The sequence below is a fragment of the Candidatus Competibacteraceae bacterium genome, from assembly GCA_016713505.1.
In the GTDB taxonomy this organism is placed as follows: Bacteria; Pseudomonadota; Gammaproteobacteria; order Competibacterales; family Competibacteraceae; genus Competibacter_A.
On sequence record JADJPA010000001.1, the window covers coordinates 2,242,471 to 2,264,717 of the forward strand.

The following is a 22,247-nucleotide window of genomic DNA, read 5'->3' on the forward strand; positions in this document are numbered from 1 at the left end:
CACTCACGCTCAAGGCCGTTCTGGTTTCATCTGATTGCCGGTTCAGAGGTTGCGATGCATTCCGGTTTAAAATCCACTGGCGAGAAGCGTGACTGCTGGTTCCATGAAAAATCTCCTTCTCAAGATCGGACACTTAAATTCAGTACTATCCATCACTCTTTTTTCCATTTTGATTTCGGATATCGTGACCTTCATGGTTTGCTATCCTTTAAAAAAAATTTATCCTCAAATCGATCTGACCCTATCCCTCATTCTAGCCGCCGTCATTCCGCTGATCGTCGCGCCTATTGCTAGCTGGTGGCCGATGGGATTATTGTTCAAGACTCACCGACTCGAACAGCAAATGAGGAATTTGGCTATCTATGATTCCTTGACCGGCCTTTTGAACCGGCACTTTTTCTTGCAGAATGCCAACGCTCTTCTCAATCTGGCAAAACGCGAACACAAACCACTCTGCATACTGGCGATAGACGTGGATCGTTTTAAGGAAATCAACGATCAGTACGGACATGCCGCCGGCGACAAGGTCCTGAAATCATTTGCAACAACAATAGGCTCAGTACTGAGGAAAAGCGATTTGCTTGGCCGTATGGGTGGCGATGAATTTATAACGCTTCTGCCGAACACCTTCGCCGACAGCGGATTCAAAGTGGCGGAGCACTTGCATTCGGCAATCAAAGACGCTCCGATCTTATATGATAAAATCTCGATTCATTATACCCTCAGCATCGGCCTGGCAGCGGCTTTCATCGCGGAAACAGAATCGATCGAGGCGTTGTTGAACAAAGCCGACAAAGCCCTTTATCTTGCAAAAAAAAATGGCAGAAACCAGACGAGCGTGCTTGATGCCACGGCCCAGGAAAGCCAAGAAACGGCTCTCGGTGGCTAGCATCACACCATGGACCGCCTTTGACTTACCGTCCGGGCAAGCGCGCCAGGGACCGAACATCCCTGGCGCTCTCACCAGCGACCAGCGCGCTGTCTTTGACCGCACGCCGGCGGCCGCTCAAACGTGCTCGTGCAGCCCGCACTCGCGCTTGAGGCCGAAAAACCGCGTGTCTTCCGGGCTCATGCCATCGACCAGCCGGCGGGTGGTATGGACATCGCCGATGGAGACGTAGCCCTGCTCCCATAACGGGTGATAGGGCAAGCCGTATTGGGTGAGGTAACGATAAACGTCGCGGTCGGTCCAATCGATCAGAGGATGGATCTTGCAACGGCCATTGCGCCACAGCAGCACGTCGAGATGCTGGCGGCTTTTCGCCTGCTGCCGCCGCAGGCCGGAAATCCAGGCCGCCGCGTCTAAATCCTTGAGCGCGCGCTGCATCGGCTCGACCTTGTTCAGCCTGTTGTAGCGTTCGATGCCGTCCAAACCCTGTTCCCACAGCTTGCCGTAGCGGGCTTCCTGCCAAGCGGGTCCGTGGAGGGCGCGGTAGATGTGCAGATTCAACGCCAGACGTTCGGCAAGCTGGTCGATGAAGCGATAGGTTTCCGGAAACAGATAGCCGGTATCGATCAGCACGACGGGAATATCCGCTTGCTGGGCGACGACCATGTGCAGGCAAACCGCCGACTGAGCCCCGAAGCTGGAGGTTAGCACCACACGGCCCGGAAAGTTTTCCAAGGCCCAGGCGACCCGGCGCTCGGCGTTCGAAGACTCCAGTTCGCGGTTCATGGTTTCGAGCTCGAACCCTGGATCGGTGCCGTCCCCCCGTAATCCAGGTTGTGCCACTGCCTGAGTCATTACCTGTCTGCCTTGTCGGTTAGCGGGCTGCCGAAAGGCGTGGTCCGCGTGCTTGTCTTTTGCTCTTCAAGTAAACTAACAACCCAGCGATCAATCTAAAAGGAATTAATATCTATATATTTATGCCAATAGCTTCTTAAATAATTCCGTTGACGCAACCATTGGCCCAAGAACGCCCGCCCGTTATCCGACTTCAAATCGTGCCACGCCCCAAGCCGCGCTTCATCGCTGCCGACGTTCGAATGGCGTCGGCTTGACCCGACGCTTCGATGACGCTATCACAACCCGCGATTGTCGCCTCTGCAACGCCGCCTCCAAGGCTCCTGGCTGTCAGCTTGCGCGCCGCCCGGCTGGTTTATGGCGGAATGACGCTGTTCGACGGTTTGAATCTGGAATTGAGCGGTGGCAGCTTTACTTGTCTGCTCGGTCCGAGCGGCGTCGGCAAGAGCAGCCTGCTGCGGCTGCTGGCCGGCTTGACGCCCCCCGGCGCCAGCGGTGAACTGTGCGGCGGCGACGGCCGGCCGCTCGCCGCTCGGGTCGCTTACATGGCGCAGCAGGATTTACTGCTACCTTGGCTGAACGTTTTGCAGAACGTCACCCTCGGCGGTCGATTGCGCGGAGAACCGGTGGATCGGACGCGGGCGCTGGACTTGCTGAGGTGGGTCGGTTTGGCCGATGCAGCCCTGGCGCGTCCCGACACCTTGTCCGGTGGTATGCGCCAGCGGGTCGCGTTGGCGCGGACTCTGATGGAAGATCGCCCGGTGGTGCTGATGGACGAACCGTTTTCCGGTTTGGACGCCCTGACCCGGTTGCGCCTGCAAGCGCTGGCGGCCGAGCTGTTGGCCGGGAAGACCGTATTGCTGGTCACCCATGATCCGCTGGAGGCGCTGCGGTTGGGCGAGCATATTCTGATCATGAACGGCCGGCCGGCCACGCTGTCAGCGTTGCCCGATTTGCCCGGCACGCCGCCACGCGACCCCGGCGAGCCGGCGGTGCAGGCCGCCTATCGCGCCATTCTGCGCCGGCTGGAAGCGACGTGAAGAGCTTGTGGCGCGGGCTGGCCACGCTGGCGGGTTTGCTGCTGGTCTGGCAGGCGGTCGTCATGCTCGGCGACTTACCGCCCTACATCCTACCCGATCCGCGGGCGGTGGCGCGCAGTTTGTGGCATCATAGTGGATCATTGTTCCATCATGCTGGGGTTACAGCCCTGGAAATCGTCCTCGGCATGGTGCTGGGCACGCTGCTGGGCTGCGGCAGCGCGCTGGTTTTGGGTTATTCGCGGCGGGCGCGGCGCTGGTTGCTGCCGGCGCTGATCGCCTCCCAGGCCATTCCGGTGTTCGCCATCGCGCCGTTGCTGGTGCTGTGGCTGGGTTATGGCATGAGCTCCAAGATCGCCATGACGATGCTGGTTATTTATTTCCCGGTCACCGCCAATTTTTACGATGGCCTGCGCCATACCCAGCGCGGCTGGCTCGATCTGGCCCAGGTGATGTTGCCGGAACAGCGGCGCTGGGCGGTGCTGCGCCATATCGCCATCCCCGCCGCGCTGCCGGCGCTGGCGTCCGGCTTGCGGGTGGCGGCCGCCGTCGCGCCCATCGGCGCGGTGCTGGGCGAGTGGGTCGGCTCCAGCGCCGGCTTGGGCTATTTGATGCTGCACGCCAACAGTCGGATGCAGGTAGACTTGATGTTTGCCGCCCTATTCGTGCTAGCCGCGCTAGCGGTTGGGCTTTATTTTCTGGTGGATGCCGGCTCGAAACGCTTGTTGCCCTGGCATCGCCCTAGTCCCGAAACTGAAACCGACTGAACGGAAGCGAACACCATGCCGAAACTGTTACGCGCTTTTCTACCGTTGCTAGCCCTGCTCGTGCTGGCCCCCGCGGCTTGGGCCGGCGACCAACCCGATCCCGTCAAGAAGAAACTGACCGTCATGCTCGACTGGTTCGTCAATCCCGATCACGCGGCGCTGGTCATCGCTCAGGAAAAAGGATTCTTCGCCGCTGAGGGTTTGGAAGTCGAGTTGCAAACGCCCGCCGATCCCAACGATCCGCCCAAACTGGCCGCCGCCGGCAGGGTGGATATCGCCGTCAGCTACCAACCGCAATTGCTGGTCCACGTCAACGCCGGCCTGCCGATCAAGCGCATCGGCACGCTGGTGGCCACTCCATTGAATTCGCTGGTGGTGTTGAAAGACGGGCCGGTGAAAAGCCTCGCCGACCTCAAAGGCCACAAGATCGGTTATTCGGTCGGCGGCTTCGAGGAAGCGCTCCTCAAGTCGATGCTCGCCAAAGCCGGCCTGAAAATCGAGGATGTCACCCTGGTCAACGTCAATTTTTCCTTGTCTCCGGCGCTGCTGTCGAAACAGGTGGATGCGGTGATCGGCGCTTTTCGCAATTTCGAACTGAACCAGCTCGATCTGGCCAAAAAACCTGGCCGGGCATTTTACCCCGAAGAACAAGGCATCCCGCCCTACGACGAATTGGTGTTGGTGACCAACCGCGACAACTTGACCGACCCCCGGCTGCGGCGCTTCCTGACCGCGTTGGAGCAAGCCACGCTCTATATCCTCAATCACCCGGACGACGCCTGGAAGGCGTTTATCAACAAATACAAAAATCTGGACGATGAACTAAACCGTCGCGCCTGGCGCGATACCCTGCCGTACCTGGCGCGACGGCCAGCGGCGTTGGATGAAGCGGGTTACAAGCGCTTCACGCAATTTCTCGTCAAGCAGGGCGTGATCCCCGTGGCGCTGCCGGTGTCCAACTACGCAATACAACTGCCGCTGCCGGATTGAGGCCGTCGTTGCCAGGGCGCTGGTCCGGCGCCACGCGGGCAGCACACGCGGAAAGAGGATTGAACCATCATGCGTTATCCCGAAAGCTTCGATGTCATCGTCATCGGCGGCGGTCACGCCGGCACCGAGGCGAGCATGGCGGCCGCGCGGCTGGGGGCCAACACCCTGCTGCTGACCCACACCATCGAGACCGTGGGGGCGATGAGCTGCAATCCGGCCATCGGCGGCATCGGCAAGGGCCATCTGGTCAAGGAAATCGACGCGCTCGGCGGCGTGATGGCGCAAGCCGCCGACCGCGCTGGCATCCAGTTTCGCATTCTCAACAGCCGCAAGGGGCCGGCGGTGCGCGCCACCCGCTGTCAGGCCGACCGGCTGCTGTACAAAACGGCGGTGCGGGCTCTCATCGAGAACCAACCTCACTTGCGGGTGTTCCAGCAAGCCGCCACCGATCTGCTCGTCGAAGGCGACCACATTGCCGGCGTCGTCACTCAAAGCGGCATCCAGTTTGCCGCCAGGGCGGTGATTTTGACCGCCGGCACCTTTCTGGCCGGGCGGATTCACGTCGGGATGGATAACCACGAAGGCGGCCGGGCCGGCGATCCGCCCGCCAACGCGCTGGCCGCGCGGTTGCGGGAACTGGCGCCGCGGGTCGGTCGGCTCAAGACCGGCACTCCGCCTCGGCTGGACGGACGCAGCATCGATTTTTCACGGCTGACCGAACAGCCGGGCGATGCCCCCTGTCCGGTGTTTTCCTATTTGGGCTCGGTCGCCGAACACCCACCGCAAGTCTCGTGCTGGATCACCCACACCAGCGAGCGCACCCACGACTTCATTCGCGGCGGCCTGGATCGCTCGCCGCTGTTCGCCGGGGTCATCGAAGGGGTCGGACCGCGCTATTGTCCGTCCATCGAAGACAAGATTCACCGCTTCGCCGATAAAACGTCGCACCAGGTGTTTCTGGAACCGGAAGGCTTGCGGACCCACGAGTTCTATCCGAACGGGATATCCACCAGCTTGCCGTTCGACGTGCAATTCGATTTGGTACGCTCGATCGAGGGCTTGGAAAAGGTCCACATCACCCGGCCCGGCTACGCCATCGAATACGATTTCTTCGACCCGCGCGATTTAGAGTATTCGCTGCAAACCCGCGCGATCCGGGGCTTGTTCTTCGCCGGCCAGATCAACGGCACCACCGGTTACGAGGAAGCCGCCGCCCAAGGGTTGCTGGCCGGCATCAACGCCGGGCGCTTCGTTCGAGAAGAGCAGCCATGGTGGCCGCACCGCGACGAAGCCTACCTCGGCGTGCTGATCGACGATCTCATCACCCGCGGCGCCAGCGAACCGTACCGGATGTTCACCAGCCGCGCCGAGTATCGCTTGCTGCTGCGCGAGGATAATGCCGACCTGCGGCTGACCGAAACTGGCCGCCGGTTGGGCGTGGTGGATGATGCGCGCTGGCACGCCTTCGCCGCCAAGCGCGAGGCCATCGAACGGGAAAGCCAGCGGCTGCGCGAAACGTGGATTCGGCCGGCCCAGTTCGCCGAGGCCGACCTCCAACGGGTGCTGCAAGGACCCTTGGGGCGTGAAAGCCGGGCGGCCGAACTGCTGCGCCGGCCGGAAGTCACGTACCCCGAGCTGATGAGCCTGCCCGGCGTCGGGCCTGGAGAGGTTGACCCATACGTCGCCGAACAGGTGGAAATTCAGGTCAAGTATGCCGGCTACATCGAACGGCAGCGCGATGAGATCGAACGCCAGCGCCGCCACGAAGCACTGGCGCTGCCGGCGGATTTCGATTATGGCCAAGTTCGCGGCCTGTCGCGCGAGGTCAGCGAAAAGCTGAGCCGCCAGCGGCCTCACACCTTGGGCCAAGCGGGCCGCATCCCCGGCGTGACCCCTGCCGCTATTTCTCTGTTGCTCGTTCATCTCAAGCGAGGGCGGCTGCGCGGGAATACTGCCTAGACCGTTGCTTGACTTGATTTTGAGCCATCGCCCTGACCGCCGACGCCGTGAAAAGGTTTCGCGACCAGTCCTGGGCGCCGGTCCGGCATGGATGACTGCTTGAGCAAACCGTTCGACCGGTCCCAGCCGGCGACCATTTTGGAAAAATTTCTGGGATCATCAGCGCCGACGAAAAGTTGAGAGCGCTTGCGCCGCTTTCCAGGCGCGCGCCGTGCTCGTCTCCGAGCAAGCGCCTATCCAGACGGACGCGATTTACCCACCCGTCCGCCGGGAACCTTGCCTTGGCTCGCCCGTCATTGTTGGTTGCAGCCGCCTCTGAAAGCGTGGCGTTGTTTGGAAGCCTCGGCTGGTTTTCCTGCTATGCTTGGCGTAGTCAAGCGGCCTTTGGATGCCGGACCCGGCGACCAAACCCACCATCCCGCCCGTGAGGAAATCAACCGATGAAAGTCAATGTCAGTGTAGAGGCCACCGCTCAGGAAATGCGCGAGTTCCTGGGGTTGCCGAACATCCAACCCCTGCACGATGATGTCTTGCAGAACCTGCGCGACAACGTCAAACGCGGCTCGCTCAACTTGGAATCGTTCAATCAGTTTTTCAAGCCGCTGTTGCCCGTTCAGTTTCACTCGATGGAAATGGTGCAAAAGTTCTGGGAAGCGGTCGCCAAGACCAGCGGCAAAGAAAGCCCGGACAAGAAAGCGGACGACGAGCCTTCAGAGGCGCGTAACGCCACCGTCCAGAGAAACAGCGCTGAAAAACCGTCATAATACGCCTTCGAACGAGAACGTTGGGCAACCGGGGGTGCCATGACGAAGAATAAGATACTGGTCGTGGACGATGAGCCGAACATCGTCCTGTCCTTGGAATTTTTGATGAAGCAGGCCGGCTTTCAGGTGCGCACCGCCTCCGACGGCGAAGCGGCCCTGACCGCCGTCGCGGCCGAAACGCCCGATCTGGTTCTGCTCGATGTCATGATGCCCCGGAAAAACGGCTACGAGGTGTGTCAGGCCATCCGCGCCAACCCGGACTGGAAAGCCGTGCGCATCATCATGCTGACCGCTAAGGGGCGTGAGGTCGAGCGCGAGAAGGGCATGGCGCTGGGCGCGGACGATTACATCACCAAGCCGTTCGCCACCCAGGAGGTGGTGGAACGGGTGCGCGAGCTGCTGGCGGAAGCCGGCTAGTCCCATGAAGTACCGGTCGAAGCTCTGGCTGCTGTGGCTGATTCCGGTCGTCCTCACTCTCGCCTCCCTGACTTGGCTGGGATGGCAAACCCACCAAAGCGTGCCCGCTTCCGAGGAGCAAGATCTGCTCTTGCTCTGGACAGTGTTGGCCGCCTTCGCCATCGTCGGCGCGGCCACGGTGGCGTGGGCGCTGCTCGACTGGCACTTTTTCATCCCGCTCGGCGGTTTGGCGCGCGGCGCCCGGATCATCACCCGCAGCAATCCCGGTTACGTCCTGGAACTGCCCAAGCAGCACTGGCTGGGTGAATTCCCACCCATGCTGTTGGAATTGGGTGAAGCCCTGCATAGCGCCCGGCGCGATGTGGCGGCCGCCACCGTCACCGCCACCCAGGAAATCGAGGAACAAAAGGCGCGCCTGGAAACCGTCCTGCGCGAGTTGTCCGAAGGCGTGCTGGTCTGTGATGGCGCCGCTCGCATCCTGCTCTACAATCCGGCGGCGATGAAGTTATTGCCCAACCGCTCGGGGTTGGGGCTGGGTCGTTCTCTGTACGATCTTTGGACCCGCGCGCCGGTCGAAAGCACGCTGCAACTGCTCCAGTACCGCCAGCAGAACGCCGGCGCCGGCAGCACCGCCAGCGGCGCTGAGTTCGTCTGCGCCACCGTGGACGATCAGTCCATGTTTCATTGCCGGATCAGCCTGTTGCCGGGCGCGACCGACCGGGGCGCCACCTTTGTCGTCACCTTCCGCGACGTGACCGAGCAAGTGGATCGCTCCGCGATCAAGACCCGCACCGAAGACCTGCGCCGGCCGTTGGCCAGCTTGCGCGCGGCGGCGGAAACCGTCTTGCAGTTCGGCGACATGGACCTGACCCAACGCCAGGCGTTCCAGCGGGTGATCGTCGAGGAAAGCGAACGCTTGAGCCAGCGCTTGCAGGAGCTGACCCTTGATTTGCGCACGCTCTACGCCAATCGTTGGCCGATGAACAACGTCTATTCCGCCGATATCATCGGCAGCGTGGTCCGCCACTTGGAGCAGCGCGATGGCTTGCAAATCAAGACGACGGGCGCGCCGCTGTGGCTGCACGTCGACAGCCACTCGATCATGCTGTTGCTGGAGTTTCTGATCGGCCAGTTGCACGCTGGCGAAATCGGTCAGGATTTCGAAATCGAGTGCCTGCTGGGCAACCGTCGAGTCTATCTGGACATCACCTGGGCGGGGGGACCGGTCCCCGCCGACCAATTGGAAAGCTGGCTGGACGAGCATGTGCTGGATCTGGTGGGCGCCAATACGGTGGGCGAAGTATTAGGCCGCCACAACAGCGAGTTGTGGAGCCAATCCCATCGCCGGCCCGGTTACGCGCTGCTGCGCTTGCCGCTGCCAGCATCGGCCAATCAGTGGAAGGAACCGGCCGAGGCGTTGCCGGATCGTCCCGAGTTCTACGACTTCTCGCTGGGCGATGAAGAAAGAGCCAATTGGGGTGATCTGGTCAATTATCCGCTCTCGGCGCTGACTTACGTGGTGTTCGACACCGAAACCACCGGCCTGGCCCCTTCTCAGGGCGATGAGATCATTCAGATCGCCGGGGTACGCATCGTCAACCGCCGCTTGCTGGCGGGCGAACAGTTCGACCGACTGGTCAATCCCGGCAAGACGATTCCCAAGGCCACGATCCGCTTTCACGGGATCACTGACGATATGGTCAAGGACCAGCCTGGCAGCGCGATGGTGTTGCCGCAATTCCACGCCTTCGTCGGCGGCGATCAGACCGTGCTGGTCGCTCATAACGCCGCCTTCGACATGAAATTTCTCAAGATCAAGGAACAGAAGGGCGGGCCCCGCTTCGGCAATCCGGTGCTCGATACCCTATTGCTGTCCGGTTACCTGCACGATTACACCGACGATCACAACCTAGACGCGATCGCCGACCGCTTGGGGGTGGATGTACACGACCGCCATAACGCGCTGGGCGATTCCCTGGTCACCGCGCGGGTGTTTCTCAAATTGCTGGACTTGCTGGAGGCGCAGGGTATCAAAACCCTGGGGCAAGCCTTGGAGGCGTCCGACAAGATGGTTGCAATTCGCAAGACACAAGCTAATTTTTAAGTTTCATCTTCACTGAAACCGCGGCGACATCCCGCGCCTTTATCCTGTACCACGCGCCAATTTATGCGGCAACAATCCAAGGAATACATCGTTATTTTGTTCGTCGTCAGCGTGATGGCGCTGAATTATCCGTTTTTGGATCTGTTCGATACCAGCTGGATGCCGCTCGGTATTCCCCTGTTGTATTTCTACCTTTATCTGTTTTGGTTCGCGATGATCGTGCTGTTGATCGCCGTGGTCGAACATTCGGAAGTGCGCGAACCCGACCAACGCCCCGCGACACCTCCGAACGTCCCGCCGCAGCCGCGGCCCGCCGCCGGCGACCGCGCTGAGGCGGGCGACGCCGACTCGGAGCGCGGGGCCTGATGTTGGGCGACGGCATCATCATCGCCAGCGCGCTGGCGTACATGGGCGTGTTGTTCGCCATCGCCTATTACGGCGACCATCGCGCCGACATCGGCCGCTCGATCATCGCCAATCCCTACATCTACACCTTGTCGCTGGCGATCTACTGCACCGCTTGGACCTTCTACGGCAGCGTGGGGCTGGCGGCGAGCAGCGGCATCGACTATCTGCCGGTCTATCTCGGTCCGACCTTGATGGCGATGCTGTTTTGGTTCGTGCTGCGGCGGATCGTGCGCATCACCAAAATCCATCGCATCACCTCCATCGCCGACTTCGTGGCCTCGCGCTACGGCAAAAGTGGCCTGTTGGCGGGCTTGGTCACCATCATCGTGGTGTTGGGCATCTTGCCCTACATTTCGATCCAGCTAAAAGCCATCGCCACCAGTTTCAGCTTGCTGCGGCAATATCCCGAAGTGTCGATGGCGGCCGCCTCGACCCAGCATCCGTTCTGGACCGACACCACCTTTTACGTGGCCTTGGTGCTGATCGTGTTCGCCATTTTGTTCGGCACCCGCCACATCGACACCACCGAACGCCACGAAGGCATGGTGGCGGCGGTGGCGTTTGAATCGCTGTTCAAGCTGGTGGCGTTCGTGACGGTCGGGGCCATCGTGACTTTCGGCGTGTTCGGCGGGCCGAGCGATTTGTTCCGTCAGGCGGCCGAGAAGCCCGAACTGGCGGCGCTGATGCGCTTTCAGGTGGTGCCGGGCGGTTTCGGCGGCTGGCTGTCGCTGACCTTTCTATCGATGATGGCCTTTATTTTCCTGCCCCGGCAATTTCAGGTGCTGGTGGTGGAAAACGTCAACGAAACGCACATCCGCAAGGCGATCTGGCTGTTTCCGCTGTATCTGTTCTTGATCAACCTGTTCGTGCTGCCCATCGCCTTGGGCGGACGGTTGACTTTTCCCAACGGCCAGGTCGACGCCGACATGTTCGTGCTGGCGCTGCCGATGGCCGAACACAAGCCGGATTTGGCGCTGCTGGCGTTTCTGGGCGGCTTGTCGGCCGCCACCAGCATGATTTTGTTCGAGACCGTCACTTTGTCCACCATGGTTTGCAACGATCTGGTGATGCCGATCTTGCTGCGCGCCAACCCGCCGTGGCTGGCGAGCCGCAGCGATCTGTCGGGGCTGTTGCTCGCCATCCGCCGCGTCGGCATCGCGGTGTTGATCCTGTTGGGTTATCTGTATTTCCGCTTTATCGGCGAATCCTACGCTTTGGTCACCAGCGGCCTGGTGTCCTTCGCCGCCGCCGCCCAATTCGCGCCGCCGATTCTGATCGGCCTGTTCTGGAAGCGAGCCAACCGGCGCGGGGCCTTGATCGGTTTGAGCGGTGGGTTCGTGATCTGGGCCTATACCCTGTTGCTGCCGGCCATGGCCCGCTCCGGCTGGTTGGACGCGAGCTTCATCGAGCAAGGTCCCTACGGCTTGGAGCTGCTCAAACCCTACGCGCTGTTGGGCCTCGACCACCTCGATCCCTACATGCACGCGGTGTTTTGGAGCATGTTGGCCAACATCGGCGGCTTGGTGTTCGGTTCGATGCTGAGCCGGCCCGACCCCATCGAACAAGTGCAAGGCAGCCAGTTCGTCAACGTGCTCGAACAAGACCGCCACGACGGCGATTCGCTGCTGTGGCGGGGGGTGGCGGAAACCACCGATCTCTACGATCTGCTGGCGCGTTTTCTCGGCCCACAGCGCGCTAGCGAAGCCTTCGATCAGTACGCCCAGGAGCACGACGGCTACCCACTCGAAGCCGATTCCCGGCTGATTCACTACACCGAACGGCTGCTGGCCGGGGCGATCGGCGCGGCCTCGGCGCGGGTGATGATCTCCTCGATCGTGATGGGCGAGGTGCTGAGCATCGAGGAGGTGATGACCATCCTCGATGAAAGCACCCAGGTGATCGAATACAGCCGCCGGTTGGAGCAGAAATCGCGCGAGTTGGAATCGGCGTCCGCCGAATTGCGCGAGGCCAACAACCAACTGCAAAAATTGGATCAACTGAAGGACGAATTCATCTCGACCGTCACCCATGAACTGCGCACGCCGCTGACCTCGATCCGAGCGTTTTCCGAAATCCTGCTCTCCAGTCCCGATGTGGCCGTCGAGCAGCGCAGCCAGTTCCTAGGGATCATCGTCAAGGAGAGCGAGCGGCTGACCCGGCTGATCAATCAAGTGCTCGACATGGCCAAGATCGATTCGGGCCGGATCGACTGGCGCATTGAGGACATCGATTTGCGGGCGCTGGTTGAGGACGCCATCAACTCCACCAGCCAGCTATTCCGCGACAAGTCGGTCGCCTTGACCGAGGAATTGGGCGACAAGCCGGTCATCATGGCTGGCGACCGCGACCGCTTGATTCAGGTCATCATCAACTTGCTGTCGAACGCCGTGAAATTCTGTCTGGATCAAGACGGCAAAGTCATCATTCAACTCTTTCCAGTGGAAACCCGCTGGCGGGTCGTGGTGATCGACAACGGCCCCGGCATCGCCGCCGACCAGCATCAGTTGATTTTCGAAAAATTCCACCAAGTCACGGACGCCCATGCCGGCAAGCCCAAGGGGACCGGTTTGGGACTGCCGATCAGCCAAAAAATCGTCGAACATCACGGCGGCAGTATTTGGGTGGAAAGCGAGATCGGTCAAGGCTCTACGTTCATCGTCGACTTGCCCGGCAAACCCCATTCCAGCGAATGACGGCTGGATCGTCAATCATCTTTTTCCCAACGATGAAAGCTTATCTCGATCTGTTGCGGCAGGTGCTGACTTGCGGCGCTCGCAAGCAGGATCGAACCGGAACGGGCACCCTGAGCGTGTTCGGAGCCCAAATGCGCTTCGACCTGCGCCAAGGATTTCCGCTGGTCACCACCAAGAAGTTGCATTTGCGCTCGATCGTGTACGAATTGTTGTGGTTTCTGCGCGGCGACACCCATCTCCGTTACCTGCACGAACACGGCGTCACCATTTGGGACGAGTGGGCCGACGAGCAAGGCGATTTGGGGCCGATCTACGGCAAGCAATGGCGCGACTGGGAAACCAAGGACGGCCGCCACATCGACCAATTGGCCAACGCCGTCGAGCTGCTGCGGCGCGATCCCGAGTCGCGGCGCATCGTGGTGTCGGCTTGGAATGTGGGCGAACTGGAGCAAATGCGGTTGCTGCCCTGCCATCTGCTGTTTCAGTTTTACGTCGCGGGCGGGGAATTGTCCTGTCAGTTGTACCAGCGCAGCGCCGATTTGTTTCTCGGCGTGCCGTTCAACATCGCCAGCTACGCGCTGTTGACCCACCTCGTCGCCCAGCAAGCCGATCTCAAGGTCGGCGAGTTCATTTGGACCGGCGGCGATTGTCATTTGTATTTGAACCATCTGGAGCAGGCCCGCCTGCAACTGGGCCGCCAACCCTATCCACCGCCACGACTGGTGATTCGACGCCGGCCAGAATCGCTGTTCGACTATCGCTACGAAGACTTTGAAGTGATCGGTTATCAGTCCCATCCGGCCATCAAGGCGCCGGTGGCGGTTTAGGGTCGTGCTTGCAGTCAACTCATTAAATTTTAAGGCGTTTGGCTAATATCTTGAAAATTCGGATATCAACTCCGAATTTTCAAGGCAGCAGTTTGGCCGCTCAAAGAGCTTGCCGGATTGCCTAGCCAGATGAGCTAATATGACAGTGCTGTTTTGATACTGACGATGTTAATGCCGAAGGATTGGACATGCGGATTCAAAGCGGGATTTGCCTTCTCTGTCTGCTAGCTGTTGTCGGTTTCAGCCATGCCGCTGAGGACGATACAAAGCCACTAGCCTGGAAAGTGGAGGGTTTCTGGGCGGCCTTGAACGACGAAAACTCAAAAGTGATGGTCACTGCAATTCAAGAAACCGAGGCTATCCATGAGATGATCGCGGCCCTAGGCGGGAGAGCAAAGAGTTTGATGCCCTGGTTAACGGAACTACTGAGCGATCCCCGGGGTGCCCACCTGACGGCAGATCAAATCCTGAGAACGATGAGCGCGGCGGCCAAGGAACAAGCGCCCGAACTGGCCAAGTCGCTGCGCGAACCCGATTTGAATGTCCGTGCGGCGGCGGCTCAAACCCTGGAAACGATGGGTGCGGCGGCCAAGGGACAAGCGCCCGAACTGACCAGGTGGCTGCACGATCCCGACGAAAATGTCCGGCAGGCAGCAGTCGAGATGCTGGGGGCGATGGGCGCGGCGGCCAAGGAACAAGCGCCCGAACTAGCTCGGCTGCTGCGCGATCCCCACTGGACTGTCCGTCTGACGGCGATCCAGGCGCTGGGAGCGATGGGCGCGGCGGCCAAGGAACAAGCGCCCGAACTAGCTCGGCTGCTGCGCGATTCCGACAAGAATGCCCGTTGGGCGGCATCTCGGGCGCTTATTGCGATAGGGCCTCTTGAGCTAAGATCAATCTCAAGCATTTTATCCATTGTTTACGATGACAGTTCTCTCGTTTCCAAATCACGATTTCTAGCTCATTTTCTTGGCGGTGGTAACGCCGATACCGAGACACTTATCGCTTGGATCGGCGAACCGATCACCCGACCCATCGCCGCAATCGCTCAAGATCACGGCTTAGCTGCTAAAACGCTCCGCGTTTTCGAACAAGCTTGGCCTTTTAGTGAACCCTTTCCCAAATTACGCCGCGATTTGGAAGCGCAGATCGCCACCGTCGCCACAACGGGCCGATGGAAAATTGACGATCTACCTTTGCTCAAGACCCATGCAACCAATCTTGCAGCAATCGGCTCCACTCACGCGGCGGCGGTACAGCAAGTCATTGCCTCAATAGAAGCGGCCGATTATGCATTCACCATCGCCAAGGTCGCGCTAATCCATGCGCTGTTCTGGCTGGCTCTAATCGCGGCCTATCCCCGCTCGCGCATCGTGCAGGCCATCTTCTTCTGGAATCCTTGGGCACGGCGCTTTATCGGGCTGGGCTATATCGGCTTCGCGCTCACCTGGATTCCGTTTCTGCGAGCGAAATTATTCGCGCCATTCAAGCCATCGTTAATCGCCGACGTCGCCTTAGACACCTTCGACGAGTCGACCTATTTCCCCGATTCACTGGTTAAGCAAAAAACCTCCGGGCGTCAAAAACCGCTGCGCGAAGCGATCCCCGCCATCCGTGACCAGATCGTCCTCGAAGGTGAATCGGGTATCGGCAAGACGATGTTCTTGCGCTCGCTGGTCAAACATGCCCGGCGCGTGGTGGTGTATCTGCCCGCGAAGAAATGCGGCGGCGGGGTGCTGGAAGCCATTCAAGCCAAACTGCACGGCCCCGCCCAAGATCTCGCCTTCCTCCGCAACTTGATCTACAGCGGCGCGCTCGACATCTGCATCGACGGTCTCAACGAAGTCTCGGCGGACGCTCGAGCCAAAATCACCGGATTCGTAGAAAGCTATTTCAAGGGCAATATCCTGATGAGCGCCCAACCGCTGGAATGGACGCCGCCGGCAACCGCCAAAACCTACATTCTCGAACCCCTCACCGACAGCCAAATCGAGACCTTTTTACTGACCCGTCAAGACCACCTCCCCGACGATGCCCGGATCACCGGCGACGCCTACCAGCAAGCGTGCCGGCGCTACCTAACCGCCACCCTCGATCCCCAACAACCCCCAGAAACGCTGGCGGCGATACGCCAACTGCTGTCCAACCCGATGGATCTGACCTCGGTGGCCGCCATGCTGGCGCGCGACGAAAACCCCGATCTGTTCCGTTTGCAAGACCAGCAATATCGGCTCATGGCCGAAGATTATCGGCAAAAACAGCTTCACGACTTTCCGCTGCGCAAATTCACCGAAGCGGTTTATCAAATGCGCCTGCAAGACCAAGACGCCCTGCCCGCCGGCCAATTCACCAAGGAATTGCAATGCCTGGAACGCCACAAAATGACCGTCAACCGCCCGATGGTCGAAGGCGGCAAACCGTGCGACGAATGGCATTTCCGACACGACAAAATCACGGATTTCTTCATCGTCCAAGCGTTTCTCGGAACTGAAAACGACAAACCGGAAAAACATCTGGGCGATGCCCGGTTCCGGGGCGTCTACCTGCAACTGGCCCGACTGCTGCCCTTGAGCGACGCCCGCGCGCTGGAGCGACGGCTGATCGACTACGCCGCCGACACCCAGGATCACACGGTCAGCGACGTTTTTATCCAACTCTTACGGGTCCGCCCGAACCGAAACGAAGGCCAATCCCACTGACGATCTCCGACGGAAACATCCCGCTTGACCGCGGTCTAAAAATATGGTGCGATGCAATAATAAACTGGGGTGGAGATCACAAAATGAACACCAACACCATGCTCGACCGCCAACACGCTGCCAACCTGCTGGCGTGGCAGGGCACGATGCGAGTCAGCGGACTTTTGAGCCTCAGTCTCGTCGGCTCGGTGCGCAAAGGCTTGGAGACGTATTTGCTTTGCCTGCGCCACGGCGCGGCTTACCTAAAAAGCGCCAGCCTGGGCGATACGCCCGAAAAAGCGGTGTCGACCTATGCCGACGCCATGAACGAGTGCGTCGAAAAGTCCTGGCAGGATTACCGTAACAGCTTGCAGATTTGGTTGCTGACCCAGGACGAGGCGCTGATCTGGGTGAATAAAATCGACCGGGCCTTGGCTGGTCCGTGACCGGCGGCGCGCCGGCGCGGCACCACGTTCCGCGAGGGCTCCGTCCCCACGCCCTGGCCGGGCGGTCGCTCCGAACGAGCCGCCAGCCCGCCCTCAGCGGCCGAAACGGACGGAGTAGGTCGCCCCTTGCCCGCGTGATTCTTCGACCCGCAGACTGGCGGCGAAGATTTGTTCTCGCCAGGCAACCGTCTGATCTTTTGTTAATTTTTCCCAAAATTGCTCGAAGCATAACCGAGCCAGATTCTCGGCGGTGATGTTGTCCACAGCTAACACCGCCACCTCATCGACCGGCAGCACATAGCGCTTGCCGCACAACCGAAAAGCGTACTCGCCCCCATCGCCGGACAGGGCTTCGAACCACGGATTGGCTCCGGCCACCAGCATCTTTTCGTCCCACGCCGCGCAAACCGACCGCAGCACTCGCTTGAAGGATTGATAGCTGAGCATCCGCGCCAACGCCGGCTCGGCCAACTCCACTTCCAGTTCGACTTGATAGTTATGCCCGTGCAAGCCTTCCTTGCTGCCATCGGGAAACACCGTCATGTGCGCCGCCGAAAATTTCAGATTGTCCTTGCGGATGTGGATTTTCCACTGCCGCTCGTCTGGACCGCTCATGCTGTCGCTCCTGTTGGAATCATTGGCCCCGCTGTCAATTCACCAAGCCAACCCGCTGCCACCGCACCGTCATCCGCCAGAGGAACGAGCGGGCCAGCGAAAAGTCTATAGTGCAGCACTAACCGACGAAACAGCACCGATGAACCCCATCCAATACCGTCTGGCCGGCTTGCTGTTGGCGGGCTTGCTCGCCGGCTGCGCCACACATGTGCCACGCTCGCCAAACGATCCGGCCAGCGCCCGTTGTCTGGAGCTGTACGCCGCACTGGATGCGGTGGTGGCGGACCGTGGGACGGCCCCCTCCTCGCCCGCTCGCATCGACGGTTTCCTCTATCTGCGGGTGGACCGGTTTTTGGCCGGTTTCCGCGACTCAGCGCTGACACCCGAGCAAACCACCGCCTGGCTCACTCGCTTGAGCCAGTTGGATTTGCAGGCTCGGCGGATCGAATGGGCCTCGTTGCCGGCTGAGAGCCAAAGCGCATTGCAGGGTCGCCACGCGCCTGACAGCAGCGTTCCGGCTCTGCTGGAAACGTGCGCGAGCGCCTTGCGGACCGCCGACTTGGCCGATCCCGAGCGACTGGCGTTGCTTCGGAAACGCGCCCGAGTTTCGGATGATTATTCAACCGCAAACCAACTGCTGGGCCTCTATCCGCTGACGATGCTGCCGGTTGATTACGGGGTATTCCATTACCAACAAGAAACCCGCGCTCTGTTTGCTCGACCGTTGGCGGCGCTGGCGGTTCAAGGCCAATTGTACCGCTATGGGCCTTCAACCGCTCCAGTCGCCTTACCCGGCCGCGCCAGCTTCCAGCACGATGCCCTCGGCATTCCCGAACCGACGCCCGCTCGGCTGGAAACCCTGTTCGCCGTTCACGCGCCGGTTTGGGAAATCGATACCACCACCGACGCCGACCGGCCCGGCGCGCCTTACTGGCGGTCGAACGGTCCGCCAACGGTGGACATCTCTCGACCGCTCGGCTATCACTTCGTCTCCCATGCCCGCTGGCAAGGCGAGTCGTTATTGCAACTGAATTACTTGATCTGGTTTGCCGCCCGCCCCAAGATCGGTGCGTTCGATCTACTCGGCGGGCCGCTGGATGGCGTGCTGTGGCGGGTCACGCTGGATCGAACGGGCCAGCCGTTACTGTACGACAGCATTCATGCGTGCGGCTGCTATCACCTGCTGTTCCCCGGCCCCGGTTTACACCTGCGCCCGGAAACGGCGCAATGGGCCGAACCGCCGCTGGTCCCGCAACCCGCTCCCATTGCTGGCGATCGACAACGACCGGTGGTCCGTTTGTCTTCCGACAGCCATTATGTACAGCGGGTTTACGCCGACCGGCCAGGCGCGGTGACGGCGTTGGGCCAGCGGAATTATGCGGCGCTGTACGCCGTTCCGGTGGAAAATGACGGCCGGCGCAGCCTGTTTGGACCGAATGGCCTGGTAGCGGGCAGCGAACGCGCCGAACGCTGGTTGCTGTGGCCGACCGGCGTACCGTCGCCGGGCGCGATGCGAGAGCGTGGCCGACACGCCATCGCATTCGTGGGCCGACGTCACTTCGATGACGCAGACTTATTGGACCGGTTGTTTGAGCCCGCCAAGGGGGAGCGATGAAATTTGAAACGGGGCTGGGAACGTTGGCGCTGCTGGTCTCAATCGCCGCGGTCGCGGCGGATGAAAAACTCTTGATCGGCCGGTTTTCCGCCGGCGACCTGCAAGATTGGCAAACCAAATCCTTCATGGGCGAAACGCACTATACCTTCGATAACCAGAGCGGCCAACCGGCATTGTTCGCCGACAGCCGAGGCACTGCTTCCGGTCTCTATCGAGAAATCCGGGTGGATTTGCAGCGCACGCCTTGGCTCAATTGGTCGTGGCGCGTCAATAAGGTGTTGAGCGGGCTCGATGAGCGCACCAAGGCTGGCGACGATTATCCAGCGCGGGTTTACGTGGTGGTTTCCGGTGGCGCGGCGTTCTGGAAAACCCGTTCGCTGGTTTACGTCTGGTCCAGCAGCCAGCCCGCCGGCGCGACCTGGAACAACGCCTTCACCAGCAATGCCAGGGTCATGGCGCTGCGGTCAGGGACGAAGGATGCCGGACGCTGGGCCAGCGAAAAACGCGACATCCGCGCCGACTTCCGGCAACTGTTTGGCGAAGCTATCGACGCCATCGACGCGGTTGCCCTGATGACCGACACCGACAACAGCGGCCAAAGCGCGACGGCCTGGTATGGCGATATTTACTTCACGGCGCGTTGAGCGGGGCCGCCTCCTTCGCCGCCACGCCGCGATTCAAAAATTTTTCTTCAGATCCATACCGGCGTACAAGCCGGCAACCTGATCGGCGTAACCGTTGAACAGCAGGGTATCCCGCCGGAAGAAATCGCCGATCCGCCGCTCTTTCCGCTGGCTCCAGCGCGGATGGTCGACGTTGGGGTTGACGTTGGCGTAAAAACCGTATTCGTCAGGCGCTTCCTGATTCCAAGTCGTTTGCGGCTGGCGGTCGGTGAAGCGGATTTTCACAATGGATTTGATGCTCTTGAAACCGTATTTCCACGGGACCACCAACCGCAGCGGCGCGCCGTTCTGATCCGGCAATTCCTTTCCATATAACCCGGTCGCCAGCAAGGTGAGCGGATTCATGGCTTCATCCATCCGCAAGCCTTCAACATAAGGCCACTCCAGCAAACGCGTTCTTTGACCTGGCATCCGCTCAGGATCGAGCAAGGTGGTAAATTCGACGTATTTGGCGTTCGAGGTGGGCTTGAAGCGCGGCAGGATTTGATTGAGCGGCACGCCGAGCCACGGCACCACCATCGACCACGTTTCCACGCAGCGCAAGCGGTAGAGGCGCTCCTCGGCCTTGTGAGAGGCCAGAAAGTCCTCCAGCGGGTACTGGCCGGGTTTCTCGCAATGGCCTTCCACCGCGACGGTCCAGGGCTTGGCGCGCAGCTTGCCGGTATATTGCGCCGGGGCCGTTTTGCCGGAACCGAGTTCGACGAAGTTATTGTAAGAGGTGATGTCCTTGTAGGGCGTCGGCTTGAGAGCGTCGTCCGCCGCGCGGGCGGGGCTACCCGCCCCCCACGGCGATAGCAGCGCAGCCGCTCCCAGCATGGCGGCGGATTTCAGAAACTCACGGCGGCGGGCATATAGTTCGGGCGGGGTGATTTCGGACGGAAAAATGTCGGCGGGCTTTTTAATCAACACAATGGGATCTCTTCACTCGGTTCAACGATAGGGTTTTGATCGAAATTCCGGCGGAATTCATAAATTCTACGTTGCAGGATCGCTATTGGATGCAGGGAGGCGCGATTTGAAACCCGCGCCATTCGTTACTTTATGAAAGCCCATCAGCCTTCTTTTCGGCATCAGTTGCGTATACTCCGCCGCGTGACCGGGCGCTGGCGACAGGCCGGTGGTTCGGTGGGGCGCGGTCCGCGTCCGGGGACGTTCGCCGGTTTTGCGAACGCATCGCTGTTCACGCTTTTTCGACTCCGATCATGCTGGAAAATTTCTTCGCACTCCAAGCGCGCGGGACCACCGCGCGCACCGAAATCTTGGCCGGTTGCACCACCTTTCTCACCATGTCGGCCATTTTGTTCGTCAATCCCGAGATTCTCAGCCAAGCCGGCATGGATCGCGACGCCGTGTTCGTCGCCACCTGTCTGGCCAGCGCCCTCGGCTCCCTGCTGATGGGGTTGCTGGCCAACTATCCCATCGCCCAAGCGCCGGGCATGGGCATCAACGCCGTCTTTGCCTTCGGTTTGGTCAAGGGCATGGGCCTGCCGTGGGAAACGGCGCTGGGCGCGGTGTTCCTGTCCGGCGTGCTGTTCGTAGTGGTGAGCTTGTTGAAGGTTCGGGAATGGTTCGTCAACGCCTTTCCAGCCAATCTCAAACACGCCATCACCGCCGGCGTCGGTCTGTTTCTGGGCCTGTTGGCCTTGCACGCCGCCGGCATCGTCACCGCCCATCCCGATACGCTGGTGGCGTTGGGCGATCTCAAAGCGCCGCCGGCGCTGCTGGCGATGGCCGGATTTTTACTAATGGTGACACTCGATCGCCGGGGCGTGCCCGGAGCTGTGCTGATCGGCATTTTGACGGTCGCCGCAGCGTCGGTCGCGTTGGGGCTACGCGCGTTCGACGGCGTTTTCTCCGCCCCGCCCTCGCTGGCTCCGACGCTGTTCAAAGCCGACATCCGCGCGGCTCTGGACCCGACGCTGCTCGGCGTGGTGCTGAGCTTTTTTTTAATGAGCCTGTTCGAGACCTCCGGCACGCTGATCGCCATCGCCCAGCGCGGCGGCTTTCTCGACGAAAAAGGCCATCTGCCTCGGTTGGAGCGCGCCTTGCTGGCGGATAGCAGCGCCATCAGCGCGGGCGCGCTGCTCGGCACGTCCAGCACCACCAGCTATTTGGAAAGCACCGCCGGCATCAGCGCCGGCGGCCGCACCGGACTGACCGCCGTGGTGGTCGCCTTGCTGTTTCTGGCGAGTCTAACGCTCGCGCCGCTGGCGGCGATGGTGCCGGCTTACGCCACCGCGCCGGCCTTGCTCTATGTCACCATCCTGATGTTGCGCGATCTCACCGAACTGGATTGGAACGACTTGACCGAATCGGCCCCGGCGGTGTGCTGCGTGACGGTGATGGCGTTCACCTTTTCCATCGCCGACGGCATCGCCTTCGGCGTGCTCGGCCACGTCGCCTTGAAACTGCTGACCGGTCAAACCCATCGGATCGGCTGGCCGATGGCCGCCATCGCCGGCTTGTTCCTGGCGCGCTACCTTTGGTTGTAACGGCCGCG

Annotated in this window: 19 protein-coding genes; 16 read left to right on the forward strand and 3 right to left on the reverse strand. The window is 60.7% G+C overall.

The annotated features are described in order from the left end of the window. Positions 1-88 precede the first annotated feature (88 nt). Positions 89-889 carry a GGDEF domain-containing protein gene (locus tag IPK09_10205; protein MBK7983987.1) on the forward strand — a complete coding sequence of 267 codons (801 nt, stop codon included), beginning with the start codon at positions 89-91 and terminating at the stop codon, positions 887-889. Between the two features lie 117 nt (positions 890-1,006). Here IPK09_10205 and IPK09_10210 read toward each other — a convergent pair whose 3' ends face one another. Then, a complete protein-coding gene (locus tag IPK09_10210) occupies positions 1,007-1,744 on the reverse strand; it encodes a phosphoadenylyl-sulfate reductase (protein MBK7983988.1) in 738 nt (245 codons plus the stop codon). Between the two features lie 269 nt (positions 1,745-2,013). Between IPK09_10210 and IPK09_10215 the strand changes: the two genes are divergently transcribed. From IPK09_10215 to IPK09_10270, 12 genes are all read left to right on the forward strand, one after another. Next, positions 2,014-2,784 carry an ABC transporter ATP-binding protein gene (locus IPK09_10215; protein MBK7983989.1) on the forward strand — a complete coding sequence of 257 codons (771 nt, stop codon included), beginning with the start codon at positions 2,014-2,016 and terminating at the stop codon, positions 2,782-2,784. Positions 2,785-2,846: 62 nt separating this feature from the next. Further along, entirely contained in the window at positions 2,847-3,548 is a 702-nt protein-coding gene (locus tag IPK09_10220) for an ABC transporter permease (protein ID MBK7983990.1), read from the forward strand. 15 nt (positions 3,549-3,563) lie between these two features. Continuing rightward, on the forward strand, positions 3,564-4,538 hold the full coding sequence (locus IPK09_10225; protein ID MBK7983991.1) for an ABC transporter substrate-binding protein: 975 nt from the start codon (positions 3,564-3,566) through the stop codon (positions 4,536-4,538). A gap of 69 nt (positions 4,539-4,607) precedes the next feature. Beyond that, a complete protein-coding gene (gene mnmG, locus IPK09_10230) occupies positions 4,608-6,497 on the forward strand; it encodes a tRNA uridine-5-carboxymethylaminomethyl(34) synthesis enzyme MnmG (GenBank protein MBK7983992.1) in 1,890 nt (629 codons plus the stop codon). A 440-nt stretch (positions 6,498-6,937) separates the two neighbouring features. Beyond that, positions 6,938-7,261, forward strand: a complete 324-nt coding sequence (locus IPK09_10235) for a hypothetical protein (protein ID MBK7983993.1) — start codon at positions 6,938-6,940, stop codon at positions 7,259-7,261. A gap of 39 nt (positions 7,262-7,300) precedes the next feature. Beyond that, positions 7,301-7,678 carry a response regulator gene (locus IPK09_10240; protein MBK7983994.1) on the forward strand — a complete coding sequence of 126 codons (378 nt, stop codon included), beginning with the start codon at positions 7,301-7,303 and terminating at the stop codon, positions 7,676-7,678. 4 nt (positions 7,679-7,682) lie between these two features. Next, positions 7,683-9,782, forward strand: a complete 2,100-nt coding sequence (locus IPK09_10245) for a PAS domain-containing protein (GenBank protein MBK7983995.1) — start codon at positions 7,683-7,685, stop codon at positions 9,780-9,782. Positions 9,783-9,845: 63 nt separating this feature from the next. Further along, positions 9,846-10,148, forward strand: a complete 303-nt coding sequence (locus IPK09_10250) for a hypothetical protein (protein MBK7983996.1) — start codon at positions 9,846-9,848, stop codon at positions 10,146-10,148. After that, on the forward strand, positions 10,148-12,883 hold the full coding sequence (locus IPK09_10255; protein ID MBK7983997.1) for a histidine kinase: 2,736 nt from the start codon (positions 10,148-10,150) through the stop codon (positions 12,881-12,883). Before IPK09_10250 ends, IPK09_10255 begins: the two co-directional genes overlap by 1 nt. Before the next feature lie 32 nt (positions 12,884-12,915). After that, a complete protein-coding gene (gene thyA, locus IPK09_10260; GenBank protein ID MBK7983998.1) occupies positions 12,916-13,710 on the forward strand; it encodes a thymidylate synthase in 795 nt (264 codons plus the stop codon). Between the two features lie 404 nt (positions 13,711-14,114). Continuing rightward, positions 14,115-16,409 (forward strand): HEAT repeat domain-containing protein, encoded by a 2,295-nt coding sequence (locus IPK09_10265; GenBank protein MBK7983999.1) that lies wholly within the window; start codon positions 14,115-14,117, stop codon positions 16,407-16,409. Between the two features lie 83 nt (positions 16,410-16,492). Further along, positions 16,493-16,834 carry a hypothetical protein gene (locus tag IPK09_10270; protein MBK7984000.1) on the forward strand — a complete coding sequence of 114 codons (342 nt, stop codon included), beginning with the start codon at positions 16,493-16,495 and terminating at the stop codon, positions 16,832-16,834. Between the two features lie 93 nt (positions 16,835-16,927). On the opposite strand, the gene IPK09_10275 is transcribed toward IPK09_10270, so the two are convergent. Then, complete coding sequence (locus tag IPK09_10275) at positions 16,928-17,449, reverse strand: 6-carboxytetrahydropterin synthase (protein MBK7984001.1); 522 nt, start codon at positions 17,447-17,449, stop codon at positions 16,928-16,930. A gap of 139 nt (positions 17,450-17,588) precedes the next feature. Between IPK09_10275 and IPK09_10280 the strand changes: the two genes are divergently transcribed. Together IPK09_10280 and IPK09_10285 are read left to right on the forward strand one after the other, a co-directional pair. Beyond that, positions 17,589-19,064: a hypothetical protein gene (locus IPK09_10280; protein MBK7984002.1), complete on the forward strand. Its 1,476-nt coding sequence runs from the start codon at positions 17,589-17,591 to the stop codon at positions 19,062-19,064. Beyond that, positions 19,061-19,708, forward strand: a complete 648-nt coding sequence (locus tag IPK09_10285; GenBank protein ID MBK7984003.1) for a DUF3047 domain-containing protein — start codon at positions 19,061-19,063, stop codon at positions 19,706-19,708. Before IPK09_10280 ends, IPK09_10285 begins: the two co-directional genes overlap by 4 nt. Before the next feature lie 33 nt (positions 19,709-19,741). Here IPK09_10285 and msrP read toward each other — a convergent pair whose 3' ends face one another. Further along, on the reverse strand, positions 19,742-20,650 hold the full coding sequence (gene msrP / locus IPK09_10290) for a protein-methionine-sulfoxide reductase catalytic subunit MsrP (protein MBK7984004.1): 909 nt from the start codon (positions 20,648-20,650) through the stop codon (positions 19,742-19,744). 299 nt (positions 20,651-20,949) lie between these two features. Between msrP and IPK09_10295 the strand changes: the two genes are divergently transcribed. Next, a complete protein-coding gene (locus tag IPK09_10295; protein ID MBK7984005.1) occupies positions 20,950-22,239 on the forward strand; it encodes an NCS2 family permease in 1,290 nt (429 codons plus the stop codon). Positions 22,240-22,247: the final 8 nt, after the last annotated feature.